The following is a 23355-nucleotide window of genomic DNA, read 5'->3' on the forward strand; positions in this document are numbered from 1 at the left end:
CCTTGCCGACGCAGGAGCGCACATGACTCAACATCCTGGCAACCCTGCAGGTCTGTCCGACCCGCATGATATCGATCTGTTCGAATTTGCGCGGAGTGGGCGTCAGGCCGCGGGTGTCGTGCGCGTCTCGCAACTGCCGCGCATGTTAAACGAAGTCCCGGCAGAAGCGCCAGACCGCGATACCACGTTCACGTGGCAAGCCGAAGGGGCGACGCAGCCGGAATTGCAGGACGACGGCAGCGAGGGTCCCCAGCCTTATTTGAGGATGGCGATTCACGGCTCTGCCTGGCTCGAATGTCAGCGGTGCATGACACCGTACTTGCAGGCATTCAACGTCGACGCAACTTACCGGATCGTCAACACTGAGGCGGAAGCCGAAGAGTTTCCGCTCGACGAGGATGAAGTCGAAGTGATCGTGGGTTCGAACCATTTCGATCTCATCGACTTGATCGAAGAAGAGTTGCTGCTTTCCTTGCCGCTCGTGCCCAAGCACGAGGTTTGCCCCGAAGTGCACGAGAGTCTCGTCTCTGGTGTAGCCGGTGCTGAAGGCGAGGGCGACGAGGGTGCACTGGACGAAGCGTGTGAGGGCGGCGAGCCCGAACGGCCCAATCCGTTTGCGGCGCTCCGGAGTCTGAAGCGCGATGAGCCGGACGACAAGAAGCACTGAACAGTTGCATGGGAGCGCGATGCGGGCGCATTGGCCATTCGGCCAATGGCGGAGACCGGATCGGGCTGTGTTAGAATTCGGAAAATTTTTAGGAGTAAGTCATGGCAGTTCAACAAAATAAGAAGTCGCCGTCGAAGCGCGGCATGCACCGTTCGCACGATTTCCTGACGGCGGCGCCGCTGGCCGTCGAGCCGAGCACGGGCGAAGTGCATCTGCGTCACCACGTTAGCCCGAACGGCTACTATCGCGGCAAGAAAGTCGTCAAGACGAAGAACGACTAATCGTTTCACTGCGTTGCGCCCTGTGGCGTTTCGCGTGGCGATCGGCTCGCTTGACATTTTCCCGGCTCGGCAAAAAGGCGGCATTCAATTGCCGCTTTTTTGTGTCGATCGCAGTTGGCGCTTTAGCGCTCATTGCGGTTCCATGCAGGGCGCCTGAAATTCGTCGCACTCCATGACAGTAAAGCTCACGATAGATTGCATGGGAGGCGACCACGGCCCGTCCGTGACCGTTCCCGCTGCCGTCAACTTCGTTCGATCGCATCCCGATGCTGAGCTGCTGCTCGTCGGCATTGAAAGTGCGATTCGTGCGCAGCTGAAGAAGTTGAAGGCTCAGGGCCTGCCGGCGCTGACCGTCGTGCCCGCTTCCGAGATCGTCGCCATGGACGATCCGGTCGAAGTCGCGCTGCGCAAGAAAAAAGATTCGTCCATGCGCGTGGCGCTAAACCGCGTCAAGGAAGGCGAGGCGCAAGCCTGCATTTCCGCCGGCAACACCGGCGCGCTGATGGCGGTCTCGCGCTATGTGCTGAAAACGCTGTCGGGCATCGAACGCCCGGCCATCGCGTCGGCACTGCCCAATCCCAATGGCTACACGATGATGCTCGACCTGGGCGCCAACGTCGACTGCGAGCCGCAGCATCTGCTGCAGTTCGCGGAGATGGGGCACGCGCTCGTGTCCGCGCTCGAGGGCAAGGAGCGGCCCACCATCGGCCTGCTCAACATCGGCGAAGAAGTCATCAAGGGCAACGACACCATCAAACGTGCCGGCGAACTGCTGCGCGCGAGTACACTTAACTTTCACGGTAACGTTGAAGGCAACGATATCTTCAAGGGCACGGTCGACGTGATCGTCTGCGACGGTTTTGTCGGCAATGTCGCGCTGAAGACGTCGGAAGGCCTCGCGCAGATGCTGTCCAACATCATCAAGGAAGAGTTCGGCCGTTCGTGGCTGACCAAGGTGATGGCGGTGCTTGCCTTGCCGGTATTGATGCGTTTCAAGAAACGCGTCGATCATCGGCAATACAATGGTGCCGCGTTGCTCGGCCTGCGCGGGCTGGTGATCAAAAGTCACGGTTCGGCGGATGCTTACGGGTTTGAGTGGGCTATCAAACGCGGGTATGATGCCGTCAAAAACGGCGTGCTGGAACGCCTTGCGCGAGCGATGGAAGAGAACGCGGGTTCTCTCGAACAGGCGGCGCGCGACGCGAGCGGTGCGGGTCAGGCAAGCCCCATCGCAGGCCAGCCAGCCGAGCCCTACGCTGCGCAATCCTCGAAGGCATAATGGCTCAATCGACAATTTATTCCCGCGTGCTGGGCACCGGCAGCTATCTGCCGCCCAACCGCGTCACCAATCAGGATCTGGCCGAACGTCTCGCAAAGCAGGGCGTCGAGACGAGCGACGAATGGATCGTCGCCCGCACGGGCATTCATGCGCGTCACTTCGCCGACTCCGATGTCACGACCAGCGATCTCGCGCTCATCGCTTCGCAACGCGCGATCGAAGCCGCGGATATCGACCCGCAATCCATCGATCTGATCATCGTCGCCACTTCCACGCCGGACTTCGTGTTTCCGAGTACGGCGTGCCTGTTGCAGAACAAGCTCGGCATCAAGAACCACGGCGCTGCATTCGATGTGCAGGCCGTCTGTTCCGGTTTTGCCTACGCGGTGGCTACGGCGGACAGCTTCATTCGCAGCGGCCAGCATCGCACGGCGCTCGTGATTGGCGCGGAAACCTTCTCACGCATTCTCGACTTCAACGACCGCACCACTTGCGTGTTGTTTGGCGACGGCGCGGGCGCGGTGATCCTGCAGGCGTCCGAAGAACCCGGCGTGCTGGCGAACGCGTTGCATGCCGACGGCAGCCATTCGAACATTCTGTGCACGCCAGGCAACGTGAATGGCGGCGTGGTCGCCGGCAGCGCGTTCCTGCATATGGACGGGCAAGCCGTGTTCAAGCTCGCCGTCAACGTGCTGGAAAAGGTCGCGGTCGAAGCACTCGAGAAAGCCAATCTGTCGGCTGAACAGATCGACTGGCTGATTCCGCATCAGGCGAATATCCGCATCATGCAAAGCACTTGCCGCAAGCTCGGCTTGCCGCAGGAACGCATGGTCGTCACAGTGGGCGAGCACGGCAACACGTCGGCTGCGTCCATTCCGCTCGCATTCGACGTCGCGGTGCGCGACGGCCGCATCAAGCGCGGCCAGAACGTGCTGATCGAAGGTGTCGGCGGCGGCTTCACGTGGGGCGCGTCGGTTATCCGCTACTGATAGCGGCGACGTTATGGCGAGCGCGCTTCACGGCGCTCGGCTACGCTTGAGCGCGTTCGCCGTCAACTGGGCGCGCCACCCACATCTGACTAAATCGATTTTGGGGACGATATGAAATTTGCGTTCGTTTTTCCTGGGCAAGGATCGCAGTCGGTCGGCATGCTCAACGCATTCGCCGATCACGCGGTCGTGCGTGAAACGGTTCAGGAAGCCTCCGATGCGCTCAATCAGGACCTCGGCAAGCTGATCGCCGAAGGCCCCGCCGAAGATCTGAATCTCACCACCAACACTCAGCCGGTCATGCTGACCGCCGCTTACGCGATGTATCGCGCGTGGCTGCAGGCTGGCGGCCCGAAGCCGGCGATCGTCGCGGGCCACAGTCTCGGCGAATACACGGCGCTGGTCGCGGCGGGCGCAATCGCGTTTCGCGATGCCGTGCCGCTCGTGCGTTTTCGCGCGCAAGCCATGCAAACGGCGGTGCCGGTCGGTGAAGGCGGCATGGCCGCGATTCTCGGTCTCGACGACGACACGGTGCGCGCGGTGTGCGCAGAAGCGTCGGTCGCGGGCATCGTCGAAGCGGTCAATTTCAACGCGCCGGCGCAGGTCGTGATCGCGGGCCATAAGGCAGCGGTCGAAAAGGCTTGCGAAGTCGCCAAAGCGAAGGGTGCCAAGCGCGCGTTGCCGCTGCCGGTCTCGGCGCCGTTCCACTCGTCGCTGCTCAAGCCGGCGTCGGACCAGTTGCGCGAGTATTTGGCGAGTGTCGACGTGCAGGTGCCGGCGATTCCGGTTATCAACAACGTCGACGTCGCCGTGGTGAATGAACCGGCCAGGATCAAGGACGCACTGGTGCGTCAGGCGGCCGGCGCGGTACGTTGGGTCGAGAGCGTTCAGGCCATGTCGGCTCAAGGCGTCACGCACGTGATCGAATGTGGTCCGGGCAAGGTCCTTGCGGGTCTGACCAAGCGTATCGACGCCAACCTGACTGGTGCTTCGATTTTCGATCCGGCTTCGCTCGAAGAAACGCTCAAACTCGTGAAGGCAGGCTGAACGCAACGTCGCGCGACCACTGACAGGGGCGCTGCGCGACAGCATCAGGACTGCGCATCAAGAATCAATCAGCCCTCCGAAGGGCATCTGGACTGACAGATGGAAAAGACTCTCGACAAGCAGATTGCAATCGTCACCGGCGCTTCGCGCGGCATTGGCCGTGCGATCGCCATGGAACTGGCGCGCCAGGGTGCGACGGTGATCGGCACGGCGACCAGCGAAAGCGGTGCGGCCGCCATCAGCGAAGCGTTTAACGCAGCCGGCGTGAACGGTCGCGGTGTGGTGCTCAACGTGAACGACGCGGCCGCGGCGGAAGCGCTGATCGACGGCACGGTAAAGGAATTCGGCGCGCTGCACGTGCTCGTGAATAACGCCGGCATCACGCAGGATCAGCTCGCCATGCGCATGAAGGACGACGATTGGGACGCGGTGGTCGACACGAACCTCAAGTCCGTGTTCCGTCTCTCGCGCGCGGTGCTGCGTCCGATGATGAAGGCGAAGGGTGGCCGCATCATCAACATCACGTCGGTGGTCGGCTCGGCCGGCAACCCTGGGCAGATCAATTACGCGGCTGCGAAAGCGGGCGTGGCGGGCATGACGCGCGCGCTCGCACGCGAGATCGGCAGCCGCGGCATCACGGTGAATTGCGTCGCGCCGGGCTTCATCGATACCGATATGACCAAGACTTTGCCGGAAGAGCAGCAAACGGCGCTGAAAACGCAAATTCCGCTGGGCCGTCTGGGCAGCCCGGAAGATATCGCGCACGCCGTCGCGTTTCTGGCGTCGCCGCAAGCCGGATATATCACCGGCACGACATTGCATGTGAACGGCGGAATGTACATGGCGTAACCAAATTCGGTTACTATCCGCGCCTTGATGCTTTTGTAAATGCGTAAGGCGCATGCCTTGACAGTAACCCGATGCGCCGCTTTTTTGCGGGGTCAAACCTGATAAAATGCGCGCACCTGTATTTTTGAACTTCTTTTCCCTTGGAGGGGTAATGGACAATATCGAACAGCGCGTCAAGAAGATCGTCGCAGAACAACTGGGCGTTGCAGAAGCTGAGATCAAGAACGAAGCTTCGTTCGTGAACGACCTCGGCGCCGACTCGCTCGACACCGTTGAACTCGTGATGGCCCTCGAAGACGAATTCGGCATGGAAATTCCGGATGAAGAAGCCGAGAAGATCACCACCGTTCAGCAAGCGATCGACTACGCTCGCGCGAACGTCAAGGCCTAAGGTCATTCGCGCCCGCGTTTCTGCGTTGGCGGCGTATGACGCCCTGCCGTGTCGGTTGCCGACGCCAGCAGGGTTGGCGCTTTTTGCCGTGCAGGAGCCAGCGATGTTGACAGCGCAAGTTTTCGCGCGATTGCCGGATTTCAAGAAAACGCAGGGCCGCCCCAAGTTTTCTTGCGCCCCCCTCGGGGGGCTGGTGCGAAGCGCCAGATTCGGGGGCGGTTAACAGCCACAGGGCAGACAGGGCAGGTTCCTGTGGCCGCTGTGGCTTTTGCTTTTGTCATCTATGAAAAAGGGGTTACCGTGAGCCGCCGTCGTGTTGTTGTTACAGGCCTGGGGCTGATTTCGCCTGTTGGCAATAATGTTGCCGACGGCTGGGCCAATCTGGTCGCCGGCAAGTCGGGTATTGCCAATATCACGAAGTTCGATGCGTCGAACTTTTCGACTCGTTTCGCCGGCGAGGTGAAGGGCTTCAATATCGAGGACTACATCCCCGGTAAGGAAGCGCGCCACATGGATACGTTCATCCATTACGGCGTGGCTGCGGGCATCCAGGCGATGCAGGACAGCGGCCTCGAAGTCACTGACGAGAATTCGGAGCGTATCGGCGTAGTGGTCGGTTCGGGCATCGGCGGTTTGCCGATGATCGAAGTGACGCAAACCGAACTGCTCAATCGCGGCCCGCGCCGTATCTCGCCGTTCTTCGTGCCGGCGTCGATCATCAACATGATCTCCGGCCATCTGTCGATCAAGTTCGGCATCAAGGGTCCGAATCTGGCGATCGTCACGGCCTGTACCACGGGCCTGCACTGTATCGGCGAGGCTTCGCGCCTGATCGAGTACGGCGACGCCGATGTGATGATCGCGGGCGGTGCCGAGTCGACCGTGTCGCCGCTCGGTATCGGCGGCTTTGCGGCGGCGCGCGCGCTGTCGCAACGCAATGACGATCCGGCAACGGCGAGCCGTCCGTGGGACAAGGATCGCGACGGTTTCGTGCTGGGCGAGGGCGCCGGCGTGATGGTGCTCGAAGAGTACGAACACGCAAAGGCACGTGGCGCGAAGATTTACGCCGAAGTGAGCGGCTATGGGATGAGCGGCGACGCCTATCACATGACCGCGCCGCTGGAAGACGGCGACGGCGCTCGCCGCTGCATGCTGGCCGCGTTGAAGAACGCGGGCATCAACACGGATCAGGTGAATTACCTGAACGCGCACGGCACGTCCACACCGCTCGGCGACCTGGCTGAAACCACCGGCATCAAGCGCGCGTTCGGCGACCACGCCAAAGACATGGTCGTGAACTCGACCAAGTCGATGACGGGTCATCTGCTGGGCGGCGCCGGCGGTTTGGAGTCGGTGTTCACCGTGCTGGCCGTGCATCATCAGGTGTCGCCGCCGACGATCAACATCTTCAACCAGGATCCCGAGTGTGACCTGGACTACTGCGCCAACACCGCGCGGGAAATGAAGATCGACGTCGCGCTGAAGAACTCGTTCGGGTTCGGCGGCACGAACGGCACGCTGGTCTTCAAGCGCGCCTGATCGCACGCTAGTTGGTGACGCGCCAGTTGACGGCGCCGGCTCGGCCGGCGCTATCCCCTGAATCGGCTACGCCCGGCGGAGCGCCGCAGCGGATCGCGCTGCGGCGCTCCGTCGCCATCTGGGCTGCTTTGGGGGTTTTCGTTCTGACGGCGACGTCGGCCGTCTTTGCTTGCCTCGCTTCGCATCTGGGTGCGTGGCAGGCGGTTCCGTTGACGCTCGCCGTGTGGGCGTGGCTGGCGCTTTGCGCGCGCCGGTATGAGCGCGCGCAGCCTGTCGCGCTGAAAATCGGGCCGGACGGCTTGTCCGTCTGGGGGCGCACTGGCGCGTTGCTGGCGCAAGGCCGCATCGCCGGTTGTTCGCAGTGGAGCGGCCGCTTGCTGATTCTGGCGCTGATGCCGGAGCAGGGGCGCCGGCGCACTTTGCTGCTTGCCGCCGACGCACTCCCGGCCCCTGTTTTCCGGGAGCTGGCCGTGCTGGGCCGGCGTGGCGCCGGCGCCTGACTGTAACGACTGTAACCGCTGTTACCGGCGTAACGTGCCCAGATGACGGGAACGCTACAATGGTGCCCCGTCATGCGCCCTATAGTTAACGGATTTATCAGGTGAGCGAAAAAGAAATTGATCAGGTGCTGGTCGAGCGCGTCCAGAAGGGCGACAAGGCCGCGTTCGAGCTTCTGGTCTCCAAATACCACCGCAAGATTCTCCGGCTGATCTCGCGCCTCGTGCGGGACCCCGCCGAAGTGGAAGACGTCGCTCAGGACGCCTTTATCAAGGCGTACCGGGCGTTGCCGCAGTTTCGCGGGGAATCGGCCTTTTATACGTGGTTGTACCGGATTGCGGTCAACACGGCAAAGAACTACCTTGCGACCCAAGGTCGGCGCGCGCCGACCTCCACCGAAGCAGATGCTGAAGAAGCTGAAACTTTCTCCGACGCGGACCAACTAAGGGATATCAACACGCCTGAGTCGATGTTGATGAGCAAGCAGATCGCTGAGACGGTCAATGCTGCGATGGCGGTTTTACCGGAAGAGTTGCGCACCGCCATTACTCTTCGTGAAATTGAAGGTTTGAGCTACGAGGAAATCGCTGAGATGATGGGTTGCCCAATTGGCACAGTCAGATCACGAATTTTCCGCGCTCGCGAAGCCATTGCGGCAAAATTGCGTCCGTTGCTTGACACACCTGAAGGCAAGCGCTGGTAAACCACCAGCCGGCTCGACGGGGCGCGGGTGCAATATCTGGATTAGTGGTGTCACTACGGGGTATTCGTAAGATGGGGAGCATCATGGGGTCGGTCTCGGTGCAATCGCAAGCCAGCTCGCGCGGCGAGCGTCTGTCCGCTTTTGTCGACGGTGAGCTGTTCGGCGAAGAGCATCTGAATCTGGACACGTATATTTCCGGGCTGAATGGCGAGGATCGCGCCGCCTGGTCCAGCTACCACCTGATCGGCGACGCGTTGCGTTCCGACGATCTGGCGGTCAGCCCGGCGGCGAGCAGCGCGTTCCTGAGCGGTTTTGCTGCACGCCTGGACAACGAGCCACACGTGCTGGCACCTGCTGCGTTGCCGGTCGCGCGTCGCTTGCTGGCGCTGCGCCGCCGTGTCGTACCGGCATTTGCCGTCGCAGCCGCCGCCGCTACGTTGACGTGGATCGTCGTGCCGCAACTGCAAGGCGTGCCGGGCGGTCCGGGCACGGCGCAACTTGCGTCGGTCCAGCACGGCGACGCACTGCAACGTGTGGCCATGGCTTCGGTGCCGGTGGCGACGGTGCAGCCGGTCGCGCAAGACGCCAACATCATTCGTGACGCCAGTCTCGACCAGTATCTGGAAGCTCACCAGCAATTCGCGCAACAACCGGTCATGCCGGGCTCGATGCCGCTGATTCGCGCTGCCGCCGTTTCTACGCAAGGCCAATAGTTTGATGCAGACTCCGCGGTTGAATAAAACGACTATCTGGGGGCGGCTGCCGGCATTTCTGTTCTGCGCAGCCGTATTGCTGTCCGCTACACCGCGGGTCTTTGCCCAAACCGACGATCCGCTCGTCGCCCGTCGCACGGCCGCGGATCTGCTCGACCGGATCCATCAGGCCGCGCAGCAGCAAAACTACGAGGGCGCGTTCGTCTACCAGCGCGGTAATTTCGTTCAGACGTCGCGAATCGCGCACTATGCGACCCGCTCGGACGGCGAATTCGAGCAGCTCGAAAGCCTCGACGGCAAGCCGCGCAAAATGCTGCGTCATAACGAGGAGCTCTACACGTTCGTGCCGGAGCGGCATCTGTGCGTCGTCGAAAAGCGTCAGAATAAAGATTCGTTCCCCGCGCTGCTGGCCGTGAGCGGGGAGCAGGTCCTGTCGGTTTACGAGCCCAAGCTGCTCGGCGACGACCGCGTCGCGGGCGTCGACAGCCAGGTGGTCGAACTCGATCCGAAAGACGCGTATCGCTTCGCCTACAAGCTGTGGGCCGACAAGAAGACCGGCCTCCTGCTGCGTGCGCAGACGCTCGATCCAAATGGCCAGGTGCTCGAGCAACTGTCGTTTTCTCAGATTCGCATCGGCGTTCCGGTCGACAAGGCCGGCATTGTCAGCGGCATTCATAATATGGCGGGTTGGACCGTGGTGCGTCCGCCGGTCGAGCCGGTCGACATGGCCGCGCAAGGCTGGCAGATCACGCCGACGGTGCCGGGCTTCCGCAAGATTCGTGAACTGCGCCGTCCAATGGCCGCACGCGATCCGGGTCAGCCGACCATTCCGGTCGACCAGGCGGTGTTTTCCGATGGCCTCGCGGCCATTTCGGTGTTCGTCGAACCAGTCGAGAACAACACGCGCAAGGAAGGCGCGGGCAGCAGCGGCGCGACGCACGTGCTCGTCAAGCGTCGCGGCGACTTCTGGATTACTCTGCTTGGTGAAGTGCCCCAGACCACATTGCAGCAATTTGCGTCTGCCATAGAATACAAAGCTCCGAAGTAATCCTCCGAATCCTGAATCCCTCGGCTTGCTACGATATGACGACTTTCTCGGTGCGCAAATTCCTCGCGGCCGCGGTGGTAGCGGCGTGTTTGCCGCTCGTGCCGCACATGGCGTCGGCGGCTCCCGCCGCCAATCTGCCCGATTTCACTGACCTGGTCGACAAGGTTGGCCCGGCGGTCGTCAACATTCGCACGACCACACGCGTGTCGAACAGCGGTGCTCGCGGCGGCCTGCCGCCGGGCATGGACGACGGCGACATGTCGGAGTTTTTCCGCCGCTTCTTCGGCATTCCAATGCCGCAGTCGCCGCAATCGCCCGGTACGCCGCGCGGCGGCGACAACGGCGGCAGTGGCGGCAGCCAGGACTCGCCGGACAACAGCGATGCGGAACAGAACAGCGGCGTCGGCTCGGGCTTTATCCTGTCGGCGGATGGCTATGTGATGACCAACGCGCACGTCATCGACGACGCGGACACCATTTACGTCACGCTCACCGACAAGCGCGAATTCAAGGCGAAGCTGATCGGCGTGGACGATCGGACCGACGTTGCGGTCGTGAAGATCAGCGCCGCCAATCTGCCGACTATCACGATCGGCGACTCGAACAAGGTTCGCGTGGGCGAGTGGGTGGTCGCGATCGGCTCGCCGTTCGGTCTGGAGAACACGGTGACGGCCGGTATCGTCAGCGCCAAGGGGCGCGATACGGGCGACTATCTGCCGTTCATCCAGACCGACGTGGCCGTCAATCCGGGCAATTCGGGCGGCCCGCTGATCAACATGCAGGGCGAGGTGATCGGCATCAACTCGCAGATCTACAGCCGCACCGGCGGTTTCATGGGCATCTCGTTCGCGATTCCGATCGACGAGGCGATGCGCGTGGCCGATCAGTTGAAGGCGTCGGGCAAGGTGGTGCGCGGCCGGATTGCGGTGGCGATCGGCGAAGTGACCAAAGACGTGGCCGACTCGCTCGGCCTGCCGAAGGCGCAGGGCGCGCTGGTCAGCAGCGTCGAGCCGGGCGGCCCGGCGGACAAGGCCGGTGTGCAGCCGGGCGACATCATCCTGAAGTTCAACGGCCATTCGGTCGACACGGCCACCGACCTGCCGCGCATGGTCGGCGACACCAAGCCGGGCACCAAGTCGACGATCACGATCTGGCGCAAGGGCCAGACGCGCGATCTGCCGGTGACGATCGCCGAGATGCAGCCGGACAAGACGGCCAAGGCGGATCAGAAGAAGCCGCAGCCGCCGAAGCAGCGCGCCACGAACGCGCTGGGTGTGGCCGTCAGCGATATTCCTGCTGATCAGTTGAAGGCGCTGAAGCTGCGCAACGGTGTGCAGATCGACGCTGTGGACGGTCCCGCGGCGCGCGTCGGCCTGCAAAAGGGCGACATCATTCTGCGAGTGGGCGATACAGACATCACGAGCGCCAAGCAGTTCGACGAGATGAGTTCGCACCTCGATTCGCAGAAGATGGTCGCGCTGCTGGTTCGCCGTGGCGACAACACGCAGTTCGTGCCGATCCGCCCGCGCAGCGTCCAGAAATGACCAAGGCGGCGCCGCTCACGCTCTACGCGCGTGCGTGGTGCCACCTTTGCGACGACATGCGTGCCGCGCTCGAGCCCTTGCTGGCCGAATTCGGCGCGCAGGTCGAGGTGTTCGACGTCGACACCGATCCCATGCTGGAGGCCCGTTACAACGAACTGGTGCCGGTTCTGGTCTGCGACGGCGTCGAACTGTGTCACTATCATCTCGACGAAGCGCGGGTTCGTGCAGCGCTTGCCACACGGGTCGCGGCGGCATCCTGAGCTTGGCTCAGGCGTTCGGGCACAGCCTCAACGCCGCGCCGTTCACTCCCCGTTTCACGCTTCTCCTGAGCCGTCTTTTCCGCCCGAGCTTCGCAAGATGCGCCGGGCGATAGCCTTTTCGGCTAAAATAGATAGGTTTTTCACCTACTTACAAGGCGTGCTCCGCTATTGTCCGAGCGCGCCTTTTTCGCTTGATCGGTACTGAATGGATCATATTCGTAACTTCTCGATCATTGCGCACATCGACCATGGCAAGTCGACGCTCGCCGATCGCATCATCCAGATCTGCGGTGGCCTGTCCGACCGCGAGATGGAATCTCAAGTGCTCGATTCGATGGATCTCGAACGCGAGCGCGGCATCACCATCAAGGCACAAACCGCCGCGCTGACGTACAAGGCCCGTGACGGGCAAATCTACAACCTGAACATGATCGACACGCCGGGCCACGTCGACTTCTCGTACGAAGTCAGCCGCTCGCTGTCCGCATGCGAAGGTGCGCTGCTGGTCGTCGACGCGAGCCAGGGCGTGGAAGCGCAAACCGTCGCCAACTGCTACACGGCGATCGAACTCGGCGTCGACGTGATTCCGGTGCTCAACAAGATCGATCTGCCGGCCGCGAACCCTGAAAACGCGATCGCCGAAATCGAAGACGTGATCGGCATCGACGCAACCGACGCCACGCATTGCAGCGCGAAGACCGGCCTCGGCGTCGAAGACGTGCTCGAAGCGCTGATCGCCAAAGTGCCGCCGCCCAAGGGCGACCCGGACGCGCCGCTGCAGGCGCTGATCATCGACTCGTGGTTCGACAACTACGTCGGTGTCGTGATGCTGGTGCGTATCGTCAACGGTACGCTGCGTCCCAAGGACAAGATCCGCATGATGGCGACCGAAGCGCAATATCCGGTCGAGCACATCGGTGTGTTCACGCCGAAGTCGAAGAATCTCGAATCGCTGTCGGCCGGGCAGGTGGGCTTCATCATCGCCGGCATCAAGGAATTGGCCGCGGCGAAGGTGGGTGACACCGTCACGCTGGTGAACCGTCCGGCACCGGAGCCGCTGCCCGGCTTCAAGGAAGTGAAGCCGCAGGTGTTCGCCGGCCTCTATCCTGTCGAAGCAAACCAGTACGACGCGCTGCGCGATTCGCTGGAAAAGCTGAAACTGAACGACGCCTCGCTGATGTACGAGCCGGAAGTGTCGCAGGCGCTCGGTTTCGGTTTCCGCTGTGGCTTCCTCGGTCTGCTGCATATGGAGATCGTGCAGGAACGTCTCGAACGCGAGTTCGACATGGACCTGATCACCACGGCGCCGACCGTGGTGTACGAAGTCCTGCAGCGCGACGGCACGACCCTCATGGTCGAGAATCCGGCCAAGATGCCGGAACCGTCGAAGATCGAAGAAGTGCGCGAGCCGATCGTCACCGTGAACCTGTATATGCCGCAAGATTACGTCGGCTCGGTGATCACGCTGTGCACGCAAAAGCGCGGCACGCAGATCAACATGCAGTACCACGGCCGTCAGGTGCAACTCACGTACGAAATCCCAATGGGCGAAGTCGTGCTCGATTTCTTCGATCGTCTGAAGTCGATTTCGCGCGGCTATGCGTCGATGGATTACGAGTTCAAGGAATACCGCGCGGCCGACGTCGTGAAGGTCGACATGCTGATCAACGGCGACAAGGTCGATGCGCTGTCGGTCATCGTGCACCGTTCGCAAAGCCAGTATCGCGGCCGCGAAGTGGCGTCGAAAATGCGTGAACTGATCCCGCGTCAAATGTATGACGTGGCGATTCAGGCCACCATCGGCGCGAACATTATTGCGCGCGAGAACATTAAAGCGTTGCGTAAGAACGTGCTGGCAAAATGCTACGGCGGCGATATCTCACGTAAGAAGAAGCTGCTGGAAAAGCAAAAGGCAGGCAAGAAGCGAATGAAGCAGGTGGGGTCGGTCGAGATTCCGCAAGAGGCTTTCCTCGCGATTTTGCGTGTCGAAGACAAATAAGACGAACAACGGAACACTATGAATTTTGCGCTGATTCTTTTTGTGCTCGTCATTTTGACGGGCGTCGCATGGGTCGCAGACAAACTCGTTTTCATGCCGCAACGGCGCCGCGCGGCGGAAGCCGCGGTCGCCGAGTTCGACCGTCAGCAGGCACGCATCGGCGAGCGTTTCGCCGACGAAAACGCGGCGCAAACGCGCGCGCGTCTGCGTGACGACAAGCTGCGCCAGCCTTGGTGGCTCGAATATTCGGCGAGCTTTTTTCCGGTGATTCTGGTGGTGTTCGTGGTGCGCTCGTTCGTGGTCGAGCCGTTCAAGATTCCTTCGGGTTCGATGGTGCCGACGCTGCTGGTGGGCGATTTCATTCTCGTGAACAAATTCGACTACGGCATCCGTCTGCCGATCACCAACACGAAGATCACCGAAGGCCGTCCGCTCCAGCGCGGCGACGTGGTGGTGTTCCGTTACCCGAAAGACGAATCGGTCGACTACATCAAGCGCGTGATCGGCCTGCCGGGCGACACCGTCGCGTATCAGGACAAGCAGCTCACGATCAACGGCAAGCCGGTGCCGGAAACGCCGCTGCCCGATTACCTCGACGACGAACGCATGGGCTACGCGAAGCAGTTCGAAGAAGATCTCGACGGCCGCAAGAACGCGATTCTGAATAATCCCGCCGTGCCGCCGTTCATCGTCGGCGCCGAAGATTATCCGTATCGCGACAACTGCACGTACAACGCACGCGGCGTGATCTGCAAAGTGCCGCCGGGCAACTACTTCATGATGGGCGACAACCGCGATAACAGCGCGGATAGCCGTTACTGGGGTTTCGCGCCGGACAAGAATATCGTCGGCCGCGCGTTTTTTATCTGGATGAACTTCAGCAATCTGAAACGCATCGGCTCATTCAACTGAGTTCGTTTACGTCGATTGCACGACACGCCGCGCGGTTGACCTTCATCGGGTCACGTAAGCCGCGGCGTGTTAGCACGCTACTTTAAGATCCCGCGGTAACGTCGCTTCACCACGCTTTTTCCGCTGGCCGCCCCGCGTTTTCGCCGGGTCTGGCGCCCGCGTTATACTCTGCCCATGCCCCTATCTCCGTTGGAAAGCCGTCTGCGCTACGAATTTCGCAATGCGGAATTGCTGCGCCAGGCTTTAACGCACCGCAGTCATAGTTCCACGCATAACGAACGGCTCGAGTTTCTCGGCGATTCCGTTCTAAATTGCGCGGTGGCTGCGCTTTTGTTCCAACGTTTCGGCAAATTGGACGAGGGCGACCTGTCGCGCGTCCGCGCCAATCTGGTCAAACAGCAGTCACTTTACGAAATCGCTCAGGCTCTCAATATTTCCGAAGGCTTGCGGCTGGGGGAAGGCGAGTTGCGCAGCGGCGGCTTCCGCCGCCCGTCGATCCTCGCTGACACGCTCGAAGCGGTGCTGGGCGCAGTGTTCCTCGACGGCGGCTTCGACGCCGCCCAGACGGTCATCAAACGCCTTTACGTGCCCATTCTGGATCACATCGATCCGCGCACGCTCGGCAAGGACGCCAAGACGCTGCTGCAGGAGTATCTGCAGGGTCACAAGATCGCGCTGCCGACCTACACGGTCGTCGCTACGCATGGTGCGGCGCACAATCAGCAATTCGAAGTCGAATGCACGGTGCCGAAACTGGACGTGAAAGTGTCCGGTTCCGGCGCGAGCCGTCGTGCGGCAGAGCAGGCGGCGGCCAAGAAGGCGCTCGACGAGGTCATGGCCGCGGCGCCTGCCGTGGTCGCCAAACCGAAGCGCTCGAAAGGCGCCCGCGCGGCGAAGAACGCCGAGCCGGAGATCGTCCCCGGCGTGACGGGCGTGCAAGCCGCGCTGGATCTGCGCAGCCCGGATCGCAAGAACGAACGCGGAGCGGGGCGCGGTGAGCCCCGGGCAGCGGCCGCCGCGACGGAACCCGTAGCCGAACGTGCCGCGCAGACAGTCAGCGCCGCGCCGTTGGCGGTCATTCGCGCCGCGCACGTGGAGTACAGCGGACAGGACAAAGGCGAGCGCGCTGAGAAGGGCGAGAAGTCGGCCGCTCACGCGAGCGACAAGTCCGCTGACAAAGCCGCGGTGGAAAAAGCCGCCGAAAAGCTCGACACCAATCCCGCAGACGCGAGGCCCACGGACGCGAAATCTGCCGAAGCCAAACTGGAAGCCGCTCCCGTCCGCGGCGTCGACAAACACCGCAGCCGCGAAGCCACAACCGGTCCCGCCGTGCCCGCGCCGAGCGCAGCGGCATCGACCGAACACGAACCCGGTGTAGCCGACGCGGTGCAAACGCGCGTCGCCGACGCAGGCCATTGATTGCCATCGGCGCGCCATTCCCGCGCGTCGATCTGAAACTTGCCGTAGCCCGAATATGAACGCTCCCACTCCCACTGGTTTTCGCTGCGGCATGGTCGCGATCGTCGGCCGCCCCAACGTCGGCAAATCCACGCTGATGAACGCGCTGGTCGGCCAGAAAGTCAGTATCACCTCGCGCAAGGCGCAGACCACGCGCCATCGCATCACGGGCATTCACACGCTCGAAGACGCGCAATACATTTTCGTCGACACGCCGGGTTTTCAGACCAAGCACAGCGGCGCGCTGAACCGTTCGCTCAATCGCGCGGTCACGTCCACGCTGACTTCGGTCGATGCGATCCTGTTCGTGATCGAAGCCGGCCGTTTCGGCCCGGACGATCAGAAAGTGCTCGATTTGATTCCGCCGTCGGTGCCCACGCTGCTGATCGCGAACAAGCTGGATCGCGTGTCGGATAAGGATTCGCTGTTTCCGTTCATGCAGCAGGTGAGCGCGCTGCACAAGTTCGCCGAGATCGTGCCGCTGTCGGCGAAACATCCCGACGACATCAAACGTCTGATGGCGACCGTCAAGCCGTTCCTGCCGGAAGGTGCGCCGATCTACGGCGAAGACGACCTGACGGATCGCAGCGAGCGTTTCCTCGCCGCGGAAATCCTGCGCGAGAAAGTGTTCCGCTGGACCGGCGACGAACTGCCGTACACGAGCACCGTGCTGATCGACAAGTTCGAAACCGAAGGGCGTCTGCGCCGCATTTTCGCGACCATCATGGTCGACCGCGATACGCACAAGGCGATGATCATCGGCCAGAAGGGCGCCAAGCTGAAACAGATCAGCACCGAAGCGCGCCTCGATATGGAAAAGCTGTTCGACGGTCCGGTGTACCTGGAAACCTTCATCAAGGTGAAGAGCGGCTGGGCCGACAACGAAGCCGGGCTCCGTGCGTATGGGTACGAATGACGCGTGGATGACGCTGAATTCCGACGCTGACCCGGGCGACTCGGAGCCGGCCGCGCCGGCTCGCGAGCCGTCCAAACCCGCGCGTGGCACCAGAAAATCTTCATCGACCAAAAGCGCGCAGGGCGCCGAAGGCGAAGCGCGCAAAGCGCCGGCCCGGCGCGCGCCGCGCACCTCCGCGTCCGACTACCGGATTGCGGAGCAGCCCGCCTTCGTTCTCCATAGCTATCCGTATCGCGAGACCAGTCTGATCATCGACGTGCTCTCGCGCGATCACGGCCGTCTCGCGCTCGTCGCGAAGGGCGCGAAGCGCCCGCACTCCGCGCTGCGCGGCGTGTTGCAGACGTTCCAGCCGCTCGCGCTGTCGTGGTCGGGCAAATCCGAAGTACGCACGCTGACCGGCGCGGAGTGGGTCGGCGGCATGTTGCCGCTGGCCGGCGACGCGCTGCTGTGCGGCTTCTACGTCAACGAGCTGCTGGTCAAGTTCTGCGCGCGCGAAGATCCGCACCCGCAACTGTTCCACCACTATGTCGTCACGATGACGCGTCTCGCGCACGACGAGCCGCCCGTGCAGGTGCTGCGCTCGTTCGAACGCGTGCTGTTGCGCGAAACCGGTTACGCGATGGCGCTGGATCGCACCGTCGCGCGCAAAGCGGTGCTGGCCGAAGGCCGCTACGTGTTCGACCCCGAGCGCGGCGTGCGCGAAGCCGCCGACGATCTGCCCGCGCAATGGCCGGTGATTGCGGGGCAAACCTTGCTCGACATGGAACAGGACGATTACCATCGAGCGCAGACCGTGGCGCAAAGCAAAACGCTGATGCGCTTTCTGCTCAACACTTACCTTGGCGGCACGCCGCTCGCGACGCGCCAGATCCTGATCGACTTGCAGAACTTATGAGCTTCTTTCTTACGTCGCCGAATGTGATTGACCTGGGCGTGAACATCGATCACGTCGCCACGCTGCGCAACGCGCGCGGCACGTCCTATCCCGATCCGATCCGCGCCGCGCTGATGGCCGAAGAGGCCGGCGCCGACGTCATCACGCTGCATCTGCGTGAAGACCGCCGTCATATCGTCGACGCCGACGTGCGCAAGCTGCGCCCGCTCCTGAAGACGCGCATGAATCTGGAGTGCGCGGTCACGCAGGAGATGCTCGACATTGCCTGCGAAGTGCAGCCTCACGACGTGTGCCTCGTGCCGGAAAAGCGTCAGGAGCTGACTACGGAAGGCGGCCTCGATGTGGCCGGCCAGTTCGAAGCGGTGCGCGCCGCGTGCAAGCAGCTTGCCGACGCGAACTCGCGTGTGTCGCTCTTCATCGATCCGGACGAAACGCAGATTCGCGCCGCGCATGAAGCCGGCGCGCCGGTGATCGAACTGCACACCGGCCGTTACGCCGAGGCCCACGATCCCGCCGAACAGCAGCGCGAATTCGAGCGCGTGGTGCGCGCCGTCGAATTCGGCGCGACGCTCGGCATCAAGGTCAATGCGGGCCACGGCCTGCACTACACGAACGTGCAGCAGATCGCCGCGATCGAGGGCATCGACGAACTGAATATTGGCCACGCGATCGTCGCGCACGCGATCTTTGCCGGCTGGGACAACGCGGTGCGCGAGATGAAGGCGATCATGGTCGCCGCGCGTCTCGGCGCGCGCGCCTGATGCCAGCTGAGGCGGCGGCCTCGCGCATGGCGATCTACGGCATCGGCACGGACATCGTTCAGGTCAGCCGCGTGGCCGCGGTCATGACGCGCACCAACGGCCGTTTCGCCGAGAAGGTGCTGGGTCCGGACGAGCTGCGCGTCTATCACGCGCGTCAGGCGCGTTCGGCGGCGCGCGGTCTCGCGTTTCTCGCCACACGGTTCTCGGCGAAAGAAGCGTTTTCGAAAGCGATCGGCCTAGGCATGCACTGGCCGATGACCTGGCGCGCGCTGCAAACGCTCAACAAGCCGAGCGGCGAACCCATGGTGGTCGCATCAGGAGAACTGGCCGAATGGCTCGACGCGCGTGGCATCACGGCACGCGTCACGATCAGCGACGAGCGTGATTACGCCGTGTCGTTCGTGATTGCGGAAACTGCGCAAACGGGCACGCCCGGCGAAGTCGCCAAATAAAATACTTTGAACGCGGCGACAGTCTGCCGCGTCTTTCCTTGCTCCAGGCTTTATTCCAGCGGAAATCGATGAAAACCATTCCCGGACCCGTGATGCTCGACGTGGTCGGCAAAACGCTGAACGACGACGACAAGCGCCGCCTCGCCCATCCGATGACCGGCGGCGTGATCCTGTTCGCGCGCCACTACGAGAGCCGCGCGCAACTGATCGCGCTGACCGATTCGATCCGCGCGGTCCGCGAGGATCTGCTGATCGCAGTCGATCACGAAGGCGGCCGCGTGCAGCGCTTTCGCACTGACGGCTTCACCGTGCTGCCGGCGATGGGCAAGCTCGGCACGTTGTGGGACAGCGATGTACTGCATGCCACCAAAGTGACAACGGCCGTCGGCTATATCCTCGCGGCGGAGCTGCGCGCTTGCGGGATCGATATGAGCTTCACGCCGGTTCTCGATCTGAATTACGGCCAATCGCAGGTGATCGGCGACCGCTCGTTTCACCGCGATCCGCGCGTGGTGACCTTGCTCGCCAAGAGCCTCAACCATGGTCTCGCGTTGGCCGGCATGAGCAATTGCGGCAAGCATTTCCCTGGGCACGGTTTCGCCCACGCGGATTCGCACGTCGCCATGCCGGTCGACGACCGTTCGCTCGATGAGATTCTGCGCGACGACGTGGCGCCGTACGACTGGCTCGGCTTGTCGCTGGGGTCGGTGATTCCCGCGCATGTGATCTATCCGCAGGTCGATTCGAAGCCGGCGGGTTTTTCGCGCGTCTGGCTGCAGGACATTCTGCGCAACAAGCTGCGCTTCGAAGGCGCGATTTTCAGCGACGATCTTTCGATGGAAGCCGCGCGCCAGGGCGGCACGCTGACCGAAGGCGCCAGCGCCGCGCTGCAGGCCGGCTGCGACATGGTTCTGATCTGCAATCAGCCGGATGAAGCGGAAAAGGTGCTGGATGCGCTGTGCTTCACGCCGTCGAAAGAATCGCGACGGCGGCTCGAGCGCATGCGGCCGCGCGGCAAAGCGTTGAAGTGGAGCAAGCTGGTTGCCGATCCGCAGTATCTTCAAGCGCAGGCGCTGCTGCGTAGCGCGTTTGCATAAGCCGCTCGGTCAGTCGGCAAGCAAGTATGAAAAACGGCGCCTTCATCATCGAGGCGCCGTTTTTTTCAACCGCGGGCGAGCCACAAGCCGCCGCAGCAGTACTCAGTTCAAACGCATGCGTTGCAGCTTGTTGTACAGCGTCTTCGGACTGATGCCCAGCAGCGACGCCGCCCGGTGACGCGTACCGCCGACTGCATCGAGCGTGGCACGAATCAGCATTTCCTCGACGTCCGCAAGGGGCGTCCCCACGGTGACCTGCACGCGGCTGCCGTTCAGATCGCGGCCGTTCGCCGAGCCCGCTTCGTCGGCGCGCAGCGACTCCAGCACGTCGCCCGATGCCTGATACGCGCGCCGCACGCGGTCCTGCAACTCGCGCACGTTGCCCGGCCATTCATACGCGAGACACTCGCGCAGGAAGTTGGGTCCGACCTGTTTGGCGGTCTCCAACGTGCCGCGCGTGAGCCCTTCCTGATTCAACTCGTCGACGAGCGCCTGGGCGATCAACGCCGGATCTTCGCCGCGTTCGCGCAGCGGCGGCAGCGTCACCGCAGCCGCTTCGAGGCGTAGTGCGAGATCTTCGTGCAGGCTGCCGTCGGCGACCGCGGCGCGCGGCGCCTTCCGCGTCGATGCGATCAGCCGGAAGTCCGTCACCACCCGATTCGTGCCGCCGACCCGCATGAAGGTCTGCGAATCGAGCGCGCGCAGCAACGCCTCCTGCTGGACGCGCGGCAACTCGGCGATTTCGTCGATGAACAGCGTGCCGCCGCTCGCCTGCTCGAACAGGCCCGGTTCGCGCTGTTCGGCGCCGCTGAACGCACCGCGTTCGTGACCGAACAGCAGGCTGTCGAGCGAACGTGGCACGGCTGCGCTGTTCGCGCTTCGGCAATCGAACGTGATGAGCGGGCCTTTGCGGCGTCGGCTCATGTCGTGCATGGTGCGCGCCGCGATCTGCTTGCCGGTGCCGGCTTCGCCGGAAATCAGCACGGCGGCTTCAGTCGGCGCGATGTGTTCGATCGTGTCGTAGACATGCTGCATCGCGCCGCTGCGGCCGAGCATCGAGCCGAAACGGCCGAGTTGGCGCAGCGACGCGCGCAGCGTCTGCACTTCTTCGGTCAGTTCGTACGGCCGCGGAATGCGCGCCAGCAGACTGCGCAAACGCGGAATGTTGACCGGCTTGAGCAGATAGTCCCAGATGCCGTGCCGCAAACCTTCGATCGCGCTTTCGACCGTCGCATTGCCGGTCATCACGATCACGGGCAGGGCGCCGCCGGGCGGCTGCGCGGGCAAATGTTGCAACAGATCGAGCCCGCTGCCGTCCGGCAGGTTCAGGTCGACCAGCACGACGTCGGGAATGAAGCGTGTCAGGGCGGCCCGGGCCTCGGCGATCGTCGTCGCGGTGTCGACGGAGAAACCGTCGGCGGCGAGGATGGCGGACAGGCCTGACAGGCTATTAGGATCGTCTTCAACAATCAGGGCGTGTGGCATGGCGAGCGCAATTGTTAGATGGATGGAATGCCCGGTGGACTGCGCCGATACGATGGCGCGCGGCAACGGGGGCGATGCTGGCCGGTACTGTCGGTCGAATCAGAGCCGAATTCAGCGGTGCGCAGGCATGCTCGGCCTGTGCGGCGCGAGAGCCGCCAGCCGATGTGGGCAGGCCGTCCGGCGCGTACTGCACCGGACCACCGGACGCAACGGCGGCGCTTCGACTCAAGTCGTTCAGGTCCTTTTGGTCATTGCACTTGGCAGCCCGTCCTGACTTTTTGTAAGGGTGGACGGGCACCTGTATTTCCTTCACTCGTGCTGTCAGAAATCCCGGTTGCTGTCGAAGAAACGGCGTACTTCGAGTTCCGCTTCTTGACGCGTCTTGCCGTAACGTTCCTGGATCAGCCCGGTGAGCTTGTCGGCGCGGCCTTCAGCCTTGGTCAATTCGTCGTCCGTCAGCTCGCCCCACGCGGTCTTAGCCTTGCCAATCATCTGCTTCCACTTGCCTTCAGCAATGTCGTTATTCATGTCGCATCTCCGGAGTTGTAGAAAATAGAGCCGTACTGGCCTTTATCCGGAGAGAAGCATGGACTGTGCCACGATAATTTACTTAAACTTATCAATCGTTTGTCGGGCGACGTGCGGGAAATTTGAGGTCTGGGTGCGGCAATTTCGAGAAGGTCGCCGGTAATGTTTTCCTCAACAATACACGGCAGCGCAAAAAAGAAAAAGCGCCCAAACTGGGCGCTTTTTTTTTGCCATTTTTTCGCAGCGCCCGTGTTGCGGCGCCGGATTCCGGCAAGCAGGGTGCTTACGCGCGGCTGCGGTACTCGTGCGTACGCGTGTCGATTTCGATCTTGTCACCGATGTTGCAGAAGAGCGGCACTTGCAGTTCGAAGCCGGTGTTCAGCTTGGCGTTCTTCAACACCTTGCCCGACGACGTGTCACCCTTGACAGCCGGTTCCGTGTAGATGATCTCGCGGACCAGCGTGGTCGGCAGTTCGACCGAGATGGCTTTCTCGTTGTAGAACACGACTTCGCAAGCCATGCCGTCTTCGAGGTAATGGAGGGCGTCGCCCATCATTTCGCCTTCGACTTCGAACTGGTTGTAGTCGGCGTCCATGAACACGTACATCGGGTCAGCGAAGTACGAGTACGTGACTTCCTTGCGTTCCAGCACGACGACGTCGAACTTGTCGTCTGCCTTGTACACGCTTTCCATGCCTGCGCCGGTCAGCAGGTTCTTGAACTTCATCTTGACGACGGCGGAGTTGCGGCCCGATTTGTTGTATTCGGCCTTTTGCACAACCATTGCGTCTGCGCCGATCATCACGACGTTACCGGTGCGGAGTTCCTGTGCGGTCTTCATAAAACTGTCCTGTACGAAATAAGTAGCTTCAACTTGTGCTCAACGGCATACGGCGCAAGCGGCTTCGGCGCTTCGCTCACTGTGCGCCGCGCCGCCGAAGCGGCTCGGCGGGTCGCGAGCGAGTCAAGCGTGGCCGGCTTGCCGCTGGGACCGACGGAAGGGCCGCATACCTGCGGGTTTCTGCCATTCCCAGCAATCCGTTA

Annotated in this window: 25 protein-coding genes; 22 read left to right on the plus strand and 3 right to left on the minus strand. The window is 62.4% G+C overall.

What is annotated here, in order from left to right; translation table 11 throughout:
- Window positions 1-22: 22 nt before the first annotated feature.
- The 22 genes from RI103_RS05160 (at window position 23) to nagZ (ending at window position 20298) form a co-directional block, all read left to right on the plus strand.
- Window positions 23-667: a DUF177 domain-containing protein gene (locus RI103_RS05160; protein WP_310814316.1), complete on the plus strand. Its 645-nt coding sequence runs from the start codon at window positions 23-25 to the stop codon at window positions 665-667.
- 101 nt (window positions 668-768) lie between these two features.
- Complete coding sequence (gene rpmF, locus RI103_RS05165; protein WP_006051932.1) at window positions 769-948, plus strand: 50S ribosomal protein L32; 180 nt, start codon at window positions 769-771, stop codon at window positions 946-948.
- Between the two features lie 172 nt (window positions 949-1120).
- The gene (gene plsX / locus RI103_RS05170; protein WP_310814317.1) at window positions 1121-2227 is read left to right on the plus strand and encodes a phosphate acyltransferase PlsX; all 1107 of its coding nucleotides are present in this window, start codon (window positions 1121-1123) and stop codon (window positions 2225-2227) included.
- On the plus strand, window positions 2227-3216 hold the full coding sequence (locus tag RI103_RS05175) for a beta-ketoacyl-ACP synthase III (RefSeq protein ID WP_310814318.1): 990 nt from the start codon (window positions 2227-2229) through the stop codon (window positions 3214-3216). Before plsX ends, RI103_RS05175 begins: the two co-directional genes overlap by 1 nt.
- 111 nt (window positions 3217-3327) lie before the next feature.
- Complete coding sequence (fabD, locus tag RI103_RS05180) at window positions 3328-4263, plus strand: ACP S-malonyltransferase (RefSeq protein WP_310814319.1); 936 nt, start codon at window positions 3328-3330, stop codon at window positions 4261-4263.
- A 99-nt stretch (window positions 4264-4362) separates the two neighbouring features.
- The gene (fabG, locus tag RI103_RS05185; RefSeq protein WP_310814320.1) at window positions 4363-5112 is read left to right on the plus strand and encodes a 3-oxoacyl-ACP reductase FabG; all 750 of its coding nucleotides are present in this window, start codon (window positions 4363-4365) and stop codon (window positions 5110-5112) included.
- Window positions 5113-5263: 151 nt separating this feature from the next.
- Window positions 5264-5503 (plus strand): acyl carrier protein, encoded by a 240-nt coding sequence (gene acpP / locus RI103_RS05190; RefSeq protein WP_004197638.1) that lies wholly within the window; start codon window positions 5264-5266, stop codon window positions 5501-5503.
- Window positions 5504-5803: 300 nt separating this feature from the next.
- Window positions 5804-7042, plus strand: a complete 1239-nt coding sequence (gene fabF, locus RI103_RS05195) for a beta-ketoacyl-ACP synthase II (protein WP_132373574.1) — start codon at window positions 5804-5806, stop codon at window positions 7040-7042.
- 14 nt (window positions 7043-7056) lie between these two features.
- Entirely contained in the window at window positions 7057-7542 is a 486-nt protein-coding gene (locus RI103_RS05200; RefSeq protein WP_310814321.1) for a protein YgfX, read from the plus strand.
- Between the two features lie 101 nt (window positions 7543-7643).
- Window positions 7644-8243, plus strand: coding sequence for an RNA polymerase sigma factor RpoE (rpoE, locus tag RI103_RS05205; RefSeq protein WP_006051939.1), 600 nt, complete (start codon window positions 7644-7646; stop codon window positions 8241-8243).
- An 83-nt stretch (window positions 8244-8326) separates the two neighbouring features.
- Window positions 8327-8956 (plus strand): RseA family anti-sigma factor, encoded by a 630-nt coding sequence (locus RI103_RS05210; protein WP_310814322.1) that lies wholly within the window; start codon window positions 8327-8329, stop codon window positions 8954-8956.
- A gap of 4 nt (window positions 8957-8960) precedes the next feature.
- Window positions 8961-10004: a MucB/RseB C-terminal domain-containing protein gene (locus tag RI103_RS05215; protein WP_310815178.1), complete on the plus strand. Its 1044-nt coding sequence runs from the start codon at window positions 8961-8963 to the stop codon at window positions 10002-10004.
- 35 nt (window positions 10005-10039) lie between these two features.
- The gene (locus RI103_RS05220; RefSeq protein ID WP_310814323.1) at window positions 10040-11548 is read left to right on the plus strand and encodes a DegQ family serine endoprotease; all 1509 of its coding nucleotides are present in this window, start codon (window positions 10040-10042) and stop codon (window positions 11546-11548) included.
- Entirely contained in the window at window positions 11545-11808 is a 264-nt protein-coding gene (locus RI103_RS05225; protein WP_310814324.1) for a glutaredoxin family protein, read from the plus strand. The genes RI103_RS05220 and RI103_RS05225 overlap by 4 nt, the downstream gene beginning before the upstream one ends.
- Window positions 11809-12013: 205 nt before the next feature.
- Window positions 12014-13807: a translation elongation factor 4 gene (gene lepA, locus RI103_RS05230; RefSeq protein ID WP_310814326.1), complete on the plus strand. Its 1794-nt coding sequence runs from the start codon at window positions 12014-12016 to the stop codon at window positions 13805-13807.
- Window positions 13808-13825: 18 nt separating this feature from the next.
- A complete protein-coding gene (lepB, locus tag RI103_RS05235; protein WP_310814328.1) occupies window positions 13826-14719 on the plus strand; it encodes a signal peptidase I in 894 nt (297 codons plus the stop codon).
- Between the two features lie 174 nt (window positions 14720-14893).
- Entirely contained in the window at window positions 14894-16138 is a 1245-nt protein-coding gene (gene rnc / locus RI103_RS05240; RefSeq protein ID WP_310814329.1) for a ribonuclease III, read from the plus strand.
- Between the two features lie 55 nt (window positions 16139-16193).
- A complete protein-coding gene (gene era, locus RI103_RS05245) occupies window positions 16194-17093 on the plus strand; it encodes a GTPase Era (protein WP_011489383.1) in 900 nt (299 codons plus the stop codon).
- Window positions 17080-17988 carry a DNA repair protein RecO gene (recO, locus tag RI103_RS05250; protein WP_310814330.1) on the plus strand — a complete coding sequence of 303 codons (909 nt, stop codon included), beginning with the start codon at window positions 17080-17082 and terminating at the stop codon, window positions 17986-17988. Before era ends, recO begins: the two co-directional genes overlap by 14 nt.
- Entirely contained in the window at window positions 17985-18749 is a 765-nt protein-coding gene (gene pdxJ, locus RI103_RS05255) for a pyridoxine 5'-phosphate synthase (RefSeq protein ID WP_168794802.1), read from the plus strand. The genes recO and pdxJ overlap by 4 nt, the downstream gene beginning before the upstream one ends.
- Before the next feature lie 26 nt (window positions 18750-18775).
- On the plus strand, window positions 18776-19201 hold the full coding sequence (gene acpS / locus RI103_RS05260) for a holo-ACP synthase (protein ID WP_310815179.1): 426 nt from the start codon (window positions 18776-18778) through the stop codon (window positions 19199-19201).
- A 68-nt stretch (window positions 19202-19269) separates the two neighbouring features.
- Window positions 19270-20298, plus strand: coding sequence for a beta-N-acetylhexosaminidase (nagZ, locus tag RI103_RS05265; RefSeq protein WP_310814331.1), 1029 nt, complete (start codon window positions 19270-19272; stop codon window positions 20296-20298).
- A gap of 102 nt (window positions 20299-20400) precedes the next feature.
- Here the strand turns inward: nagZ and RI103_RS05270 are convergent, their stop codons facing one another.
- From RI103_RS05270 to efp, 3 genes are all read right to left on the minus strand, one after another.
- Window positions 20401-21783, minus strand: coding sequence for a sigma-54 dependent transcriptional regulator (locus tag RI103_RS05270; protein ID WP_310814332.1), 1383 nt, complete (start codon window positions 21781-21783; stop codon window positions 20401-20403).
- Between the two features lie 321 nt (window positions 21784-22104).
- Window positions 22105-22311 (minus strand): CsbD family protein, encoded by a 207-nt coding sequence (locus RI103_RS05275; protein WP_310814333.1) that lies wholly within the window; start codon window positions 22309-22311, stop codon window positions 22105-22107.
- Between the two features lie 283 nt (window positions 22312-22594).
- A complete protein-coding gene (gene efp, locus RI103_RS05280; RefSeq protein WP_012433870.1) occupies window positions 22595-23152 on the minus strand; it encodes an elongation factor P in 558 nt (185 codons plus the stop codon).
- Window positions 23153-23355: the final 203 nt, after the last annotated feature.

The organism is Paraburkholderia sp. FT54 (assembly GCF_031585635.1).
GTDB lineage: Bacteria > Pseudomonadota > Gammaproteobacteria > Burkholderiales > Burkholderiaceae > Paraburkholderia.

Bases quoted from the DNA above. Each gene is read 5' to 3' on its own strand.
- RI103_RS05160 (WP_310814316.1), top strand. From the start codon at position 23: ATGACTCAACATCCTGGCAACCCTGCAGGTCTGTCCGACCCGCATGAT.
- rpmF (WP_006051932.1), top strand. From the start codon at position 769: ATGGCAGTTCAACAAAATAAGAAGTCGCCGTCGAAGCGCGGCATGCAC.
- plsX (WP_310814317.1), top strand. From the start codon at position 1,121: ATGACAGTAAAGCTCACGATAGATTGCATGGGAGGCGACCACGGCCCG.
- RI103_RS05175 (WP_310814318.1), top strand. From the start codon at position 2,227: ATGGCTCAATCGACAATTTATTCCCGCGTGCTGGGCACCGGCAGCTAT.
- fabD (WP_310814319.1), top strand. From the start codon at position 3,328: ATGAAATTTGCGTTCGTTTTTCCTGGGCAAGGATCGCAGTCGGTCGGC.
- fabG (WP_310814320.1), top strand. From the start codon at position 4,363: ATGGAAAAGACTCTCGACAAGCAGATTGCAATCGTCACCGGCGCTTCG.
- acpP (WP_004197638.1), top strand. From the start codon at position 5,264: ATGGACAATATCGAACAGCGCGTCAAGAAGATCGTCGCAGAACAACTG.
- RI103_RS05210 (WP_310814322.1), top strand. From the start codon at position 8,327: ATGGGGTCGGTCTCGGTGCAATCGCAAGCCAGCTCGCGCGGCGAGCGT.
- RI103_RS05215 (WP_310815178.1), top strand. From the start codon at position 8,961: ATGCAGACTCCGCGGTTGAATAAAACGACTATCTGGGGGCGGCTGCCG.
- RI103_RS05220 (WP_310814323.1), top strand. From the start codon at position 10,040: ATGACGACTTTCTCGGTGCGCAAATTCCTCGCGGCCGCGGTGGTAGCG.
- RI103_RS05225 (WP_310814324.1), top strand. From the start codon at position 11,545: ATGACCAAGGCGGCGCCGCTCACGCTCTACGCGCGTGCGTGGTGCCAC.
- lepA (WP_310814326.1), top strand. From the start codon at position 12,014: ATGGATCATATTCGTAACTTCTCGATCATTGCGCACATCGACCATGGC.
- lepB (WP_310814328.1), top strand. From the start codon at position 13,826: ATGAATTTTGCGCTGATTCTTTTTGTGCTCGTCATTTTGACGGGCGTC.
- rnc (WP_310814329.1), top strand. From the start codon at position 14,894: ATGCCCCTATCTCCGTTGGAAAGCCGTCTGCGCTACGAATTTCGCAAT.
- era (WP_011489383.1), top strand. From the start codon at position 16,194: ATGAACGCTCCCACTCCCACTGGTTTTCGCTGCGGCATGGTCGCGATC.
- recO (WP_310814330.1), top strand. From the start codon at position 17,080: ATGGGTACGAATGACGCGTGGATGACGCTGAATTCCGACGCTGACCCG.
- pdxJ (WP_168794802.1), top strand. From the start codon at position 17,985: ATGAGCTTCTTTCTTACGTCGCCGAATGTGATTGACCTGGGCGTGAAC.
- acpS (WP_310815179.1), top strand. From the start codon at position 18,776: ATGGCGATCTACGGCATCGGCACGGACATCGTTCAGGTCAGCCGCGTG.
- nagZ (WP_310814331.1), top strand. From the start codon at position 19,270: ATGAAAACCATTCCCGGACCCGTGATGCTCGACGTGGTCGGCAAAACG.
- RI103_RS05270 (WP_310814332.1), bottom strand. From the start codon at position 21,783: ATGCCACACGCCCTGATTGTTGAAGACGATCCTAATAGCCTGTCAGGC.
- RI103_RS05275 (WP_310814333.1), bottom strand. From the start codon at position 22,311: ATGAATAACGACATTGCTGAAGGCAAGTGGAAGCAGATGATTGGCAAG.
- efp (WP_012433870.1), bottom strand. From the start codon at position 23,152: ATGAAGACCGCACAGGAACTCCGCACCGGTAACGTCGTGATGATCGGC.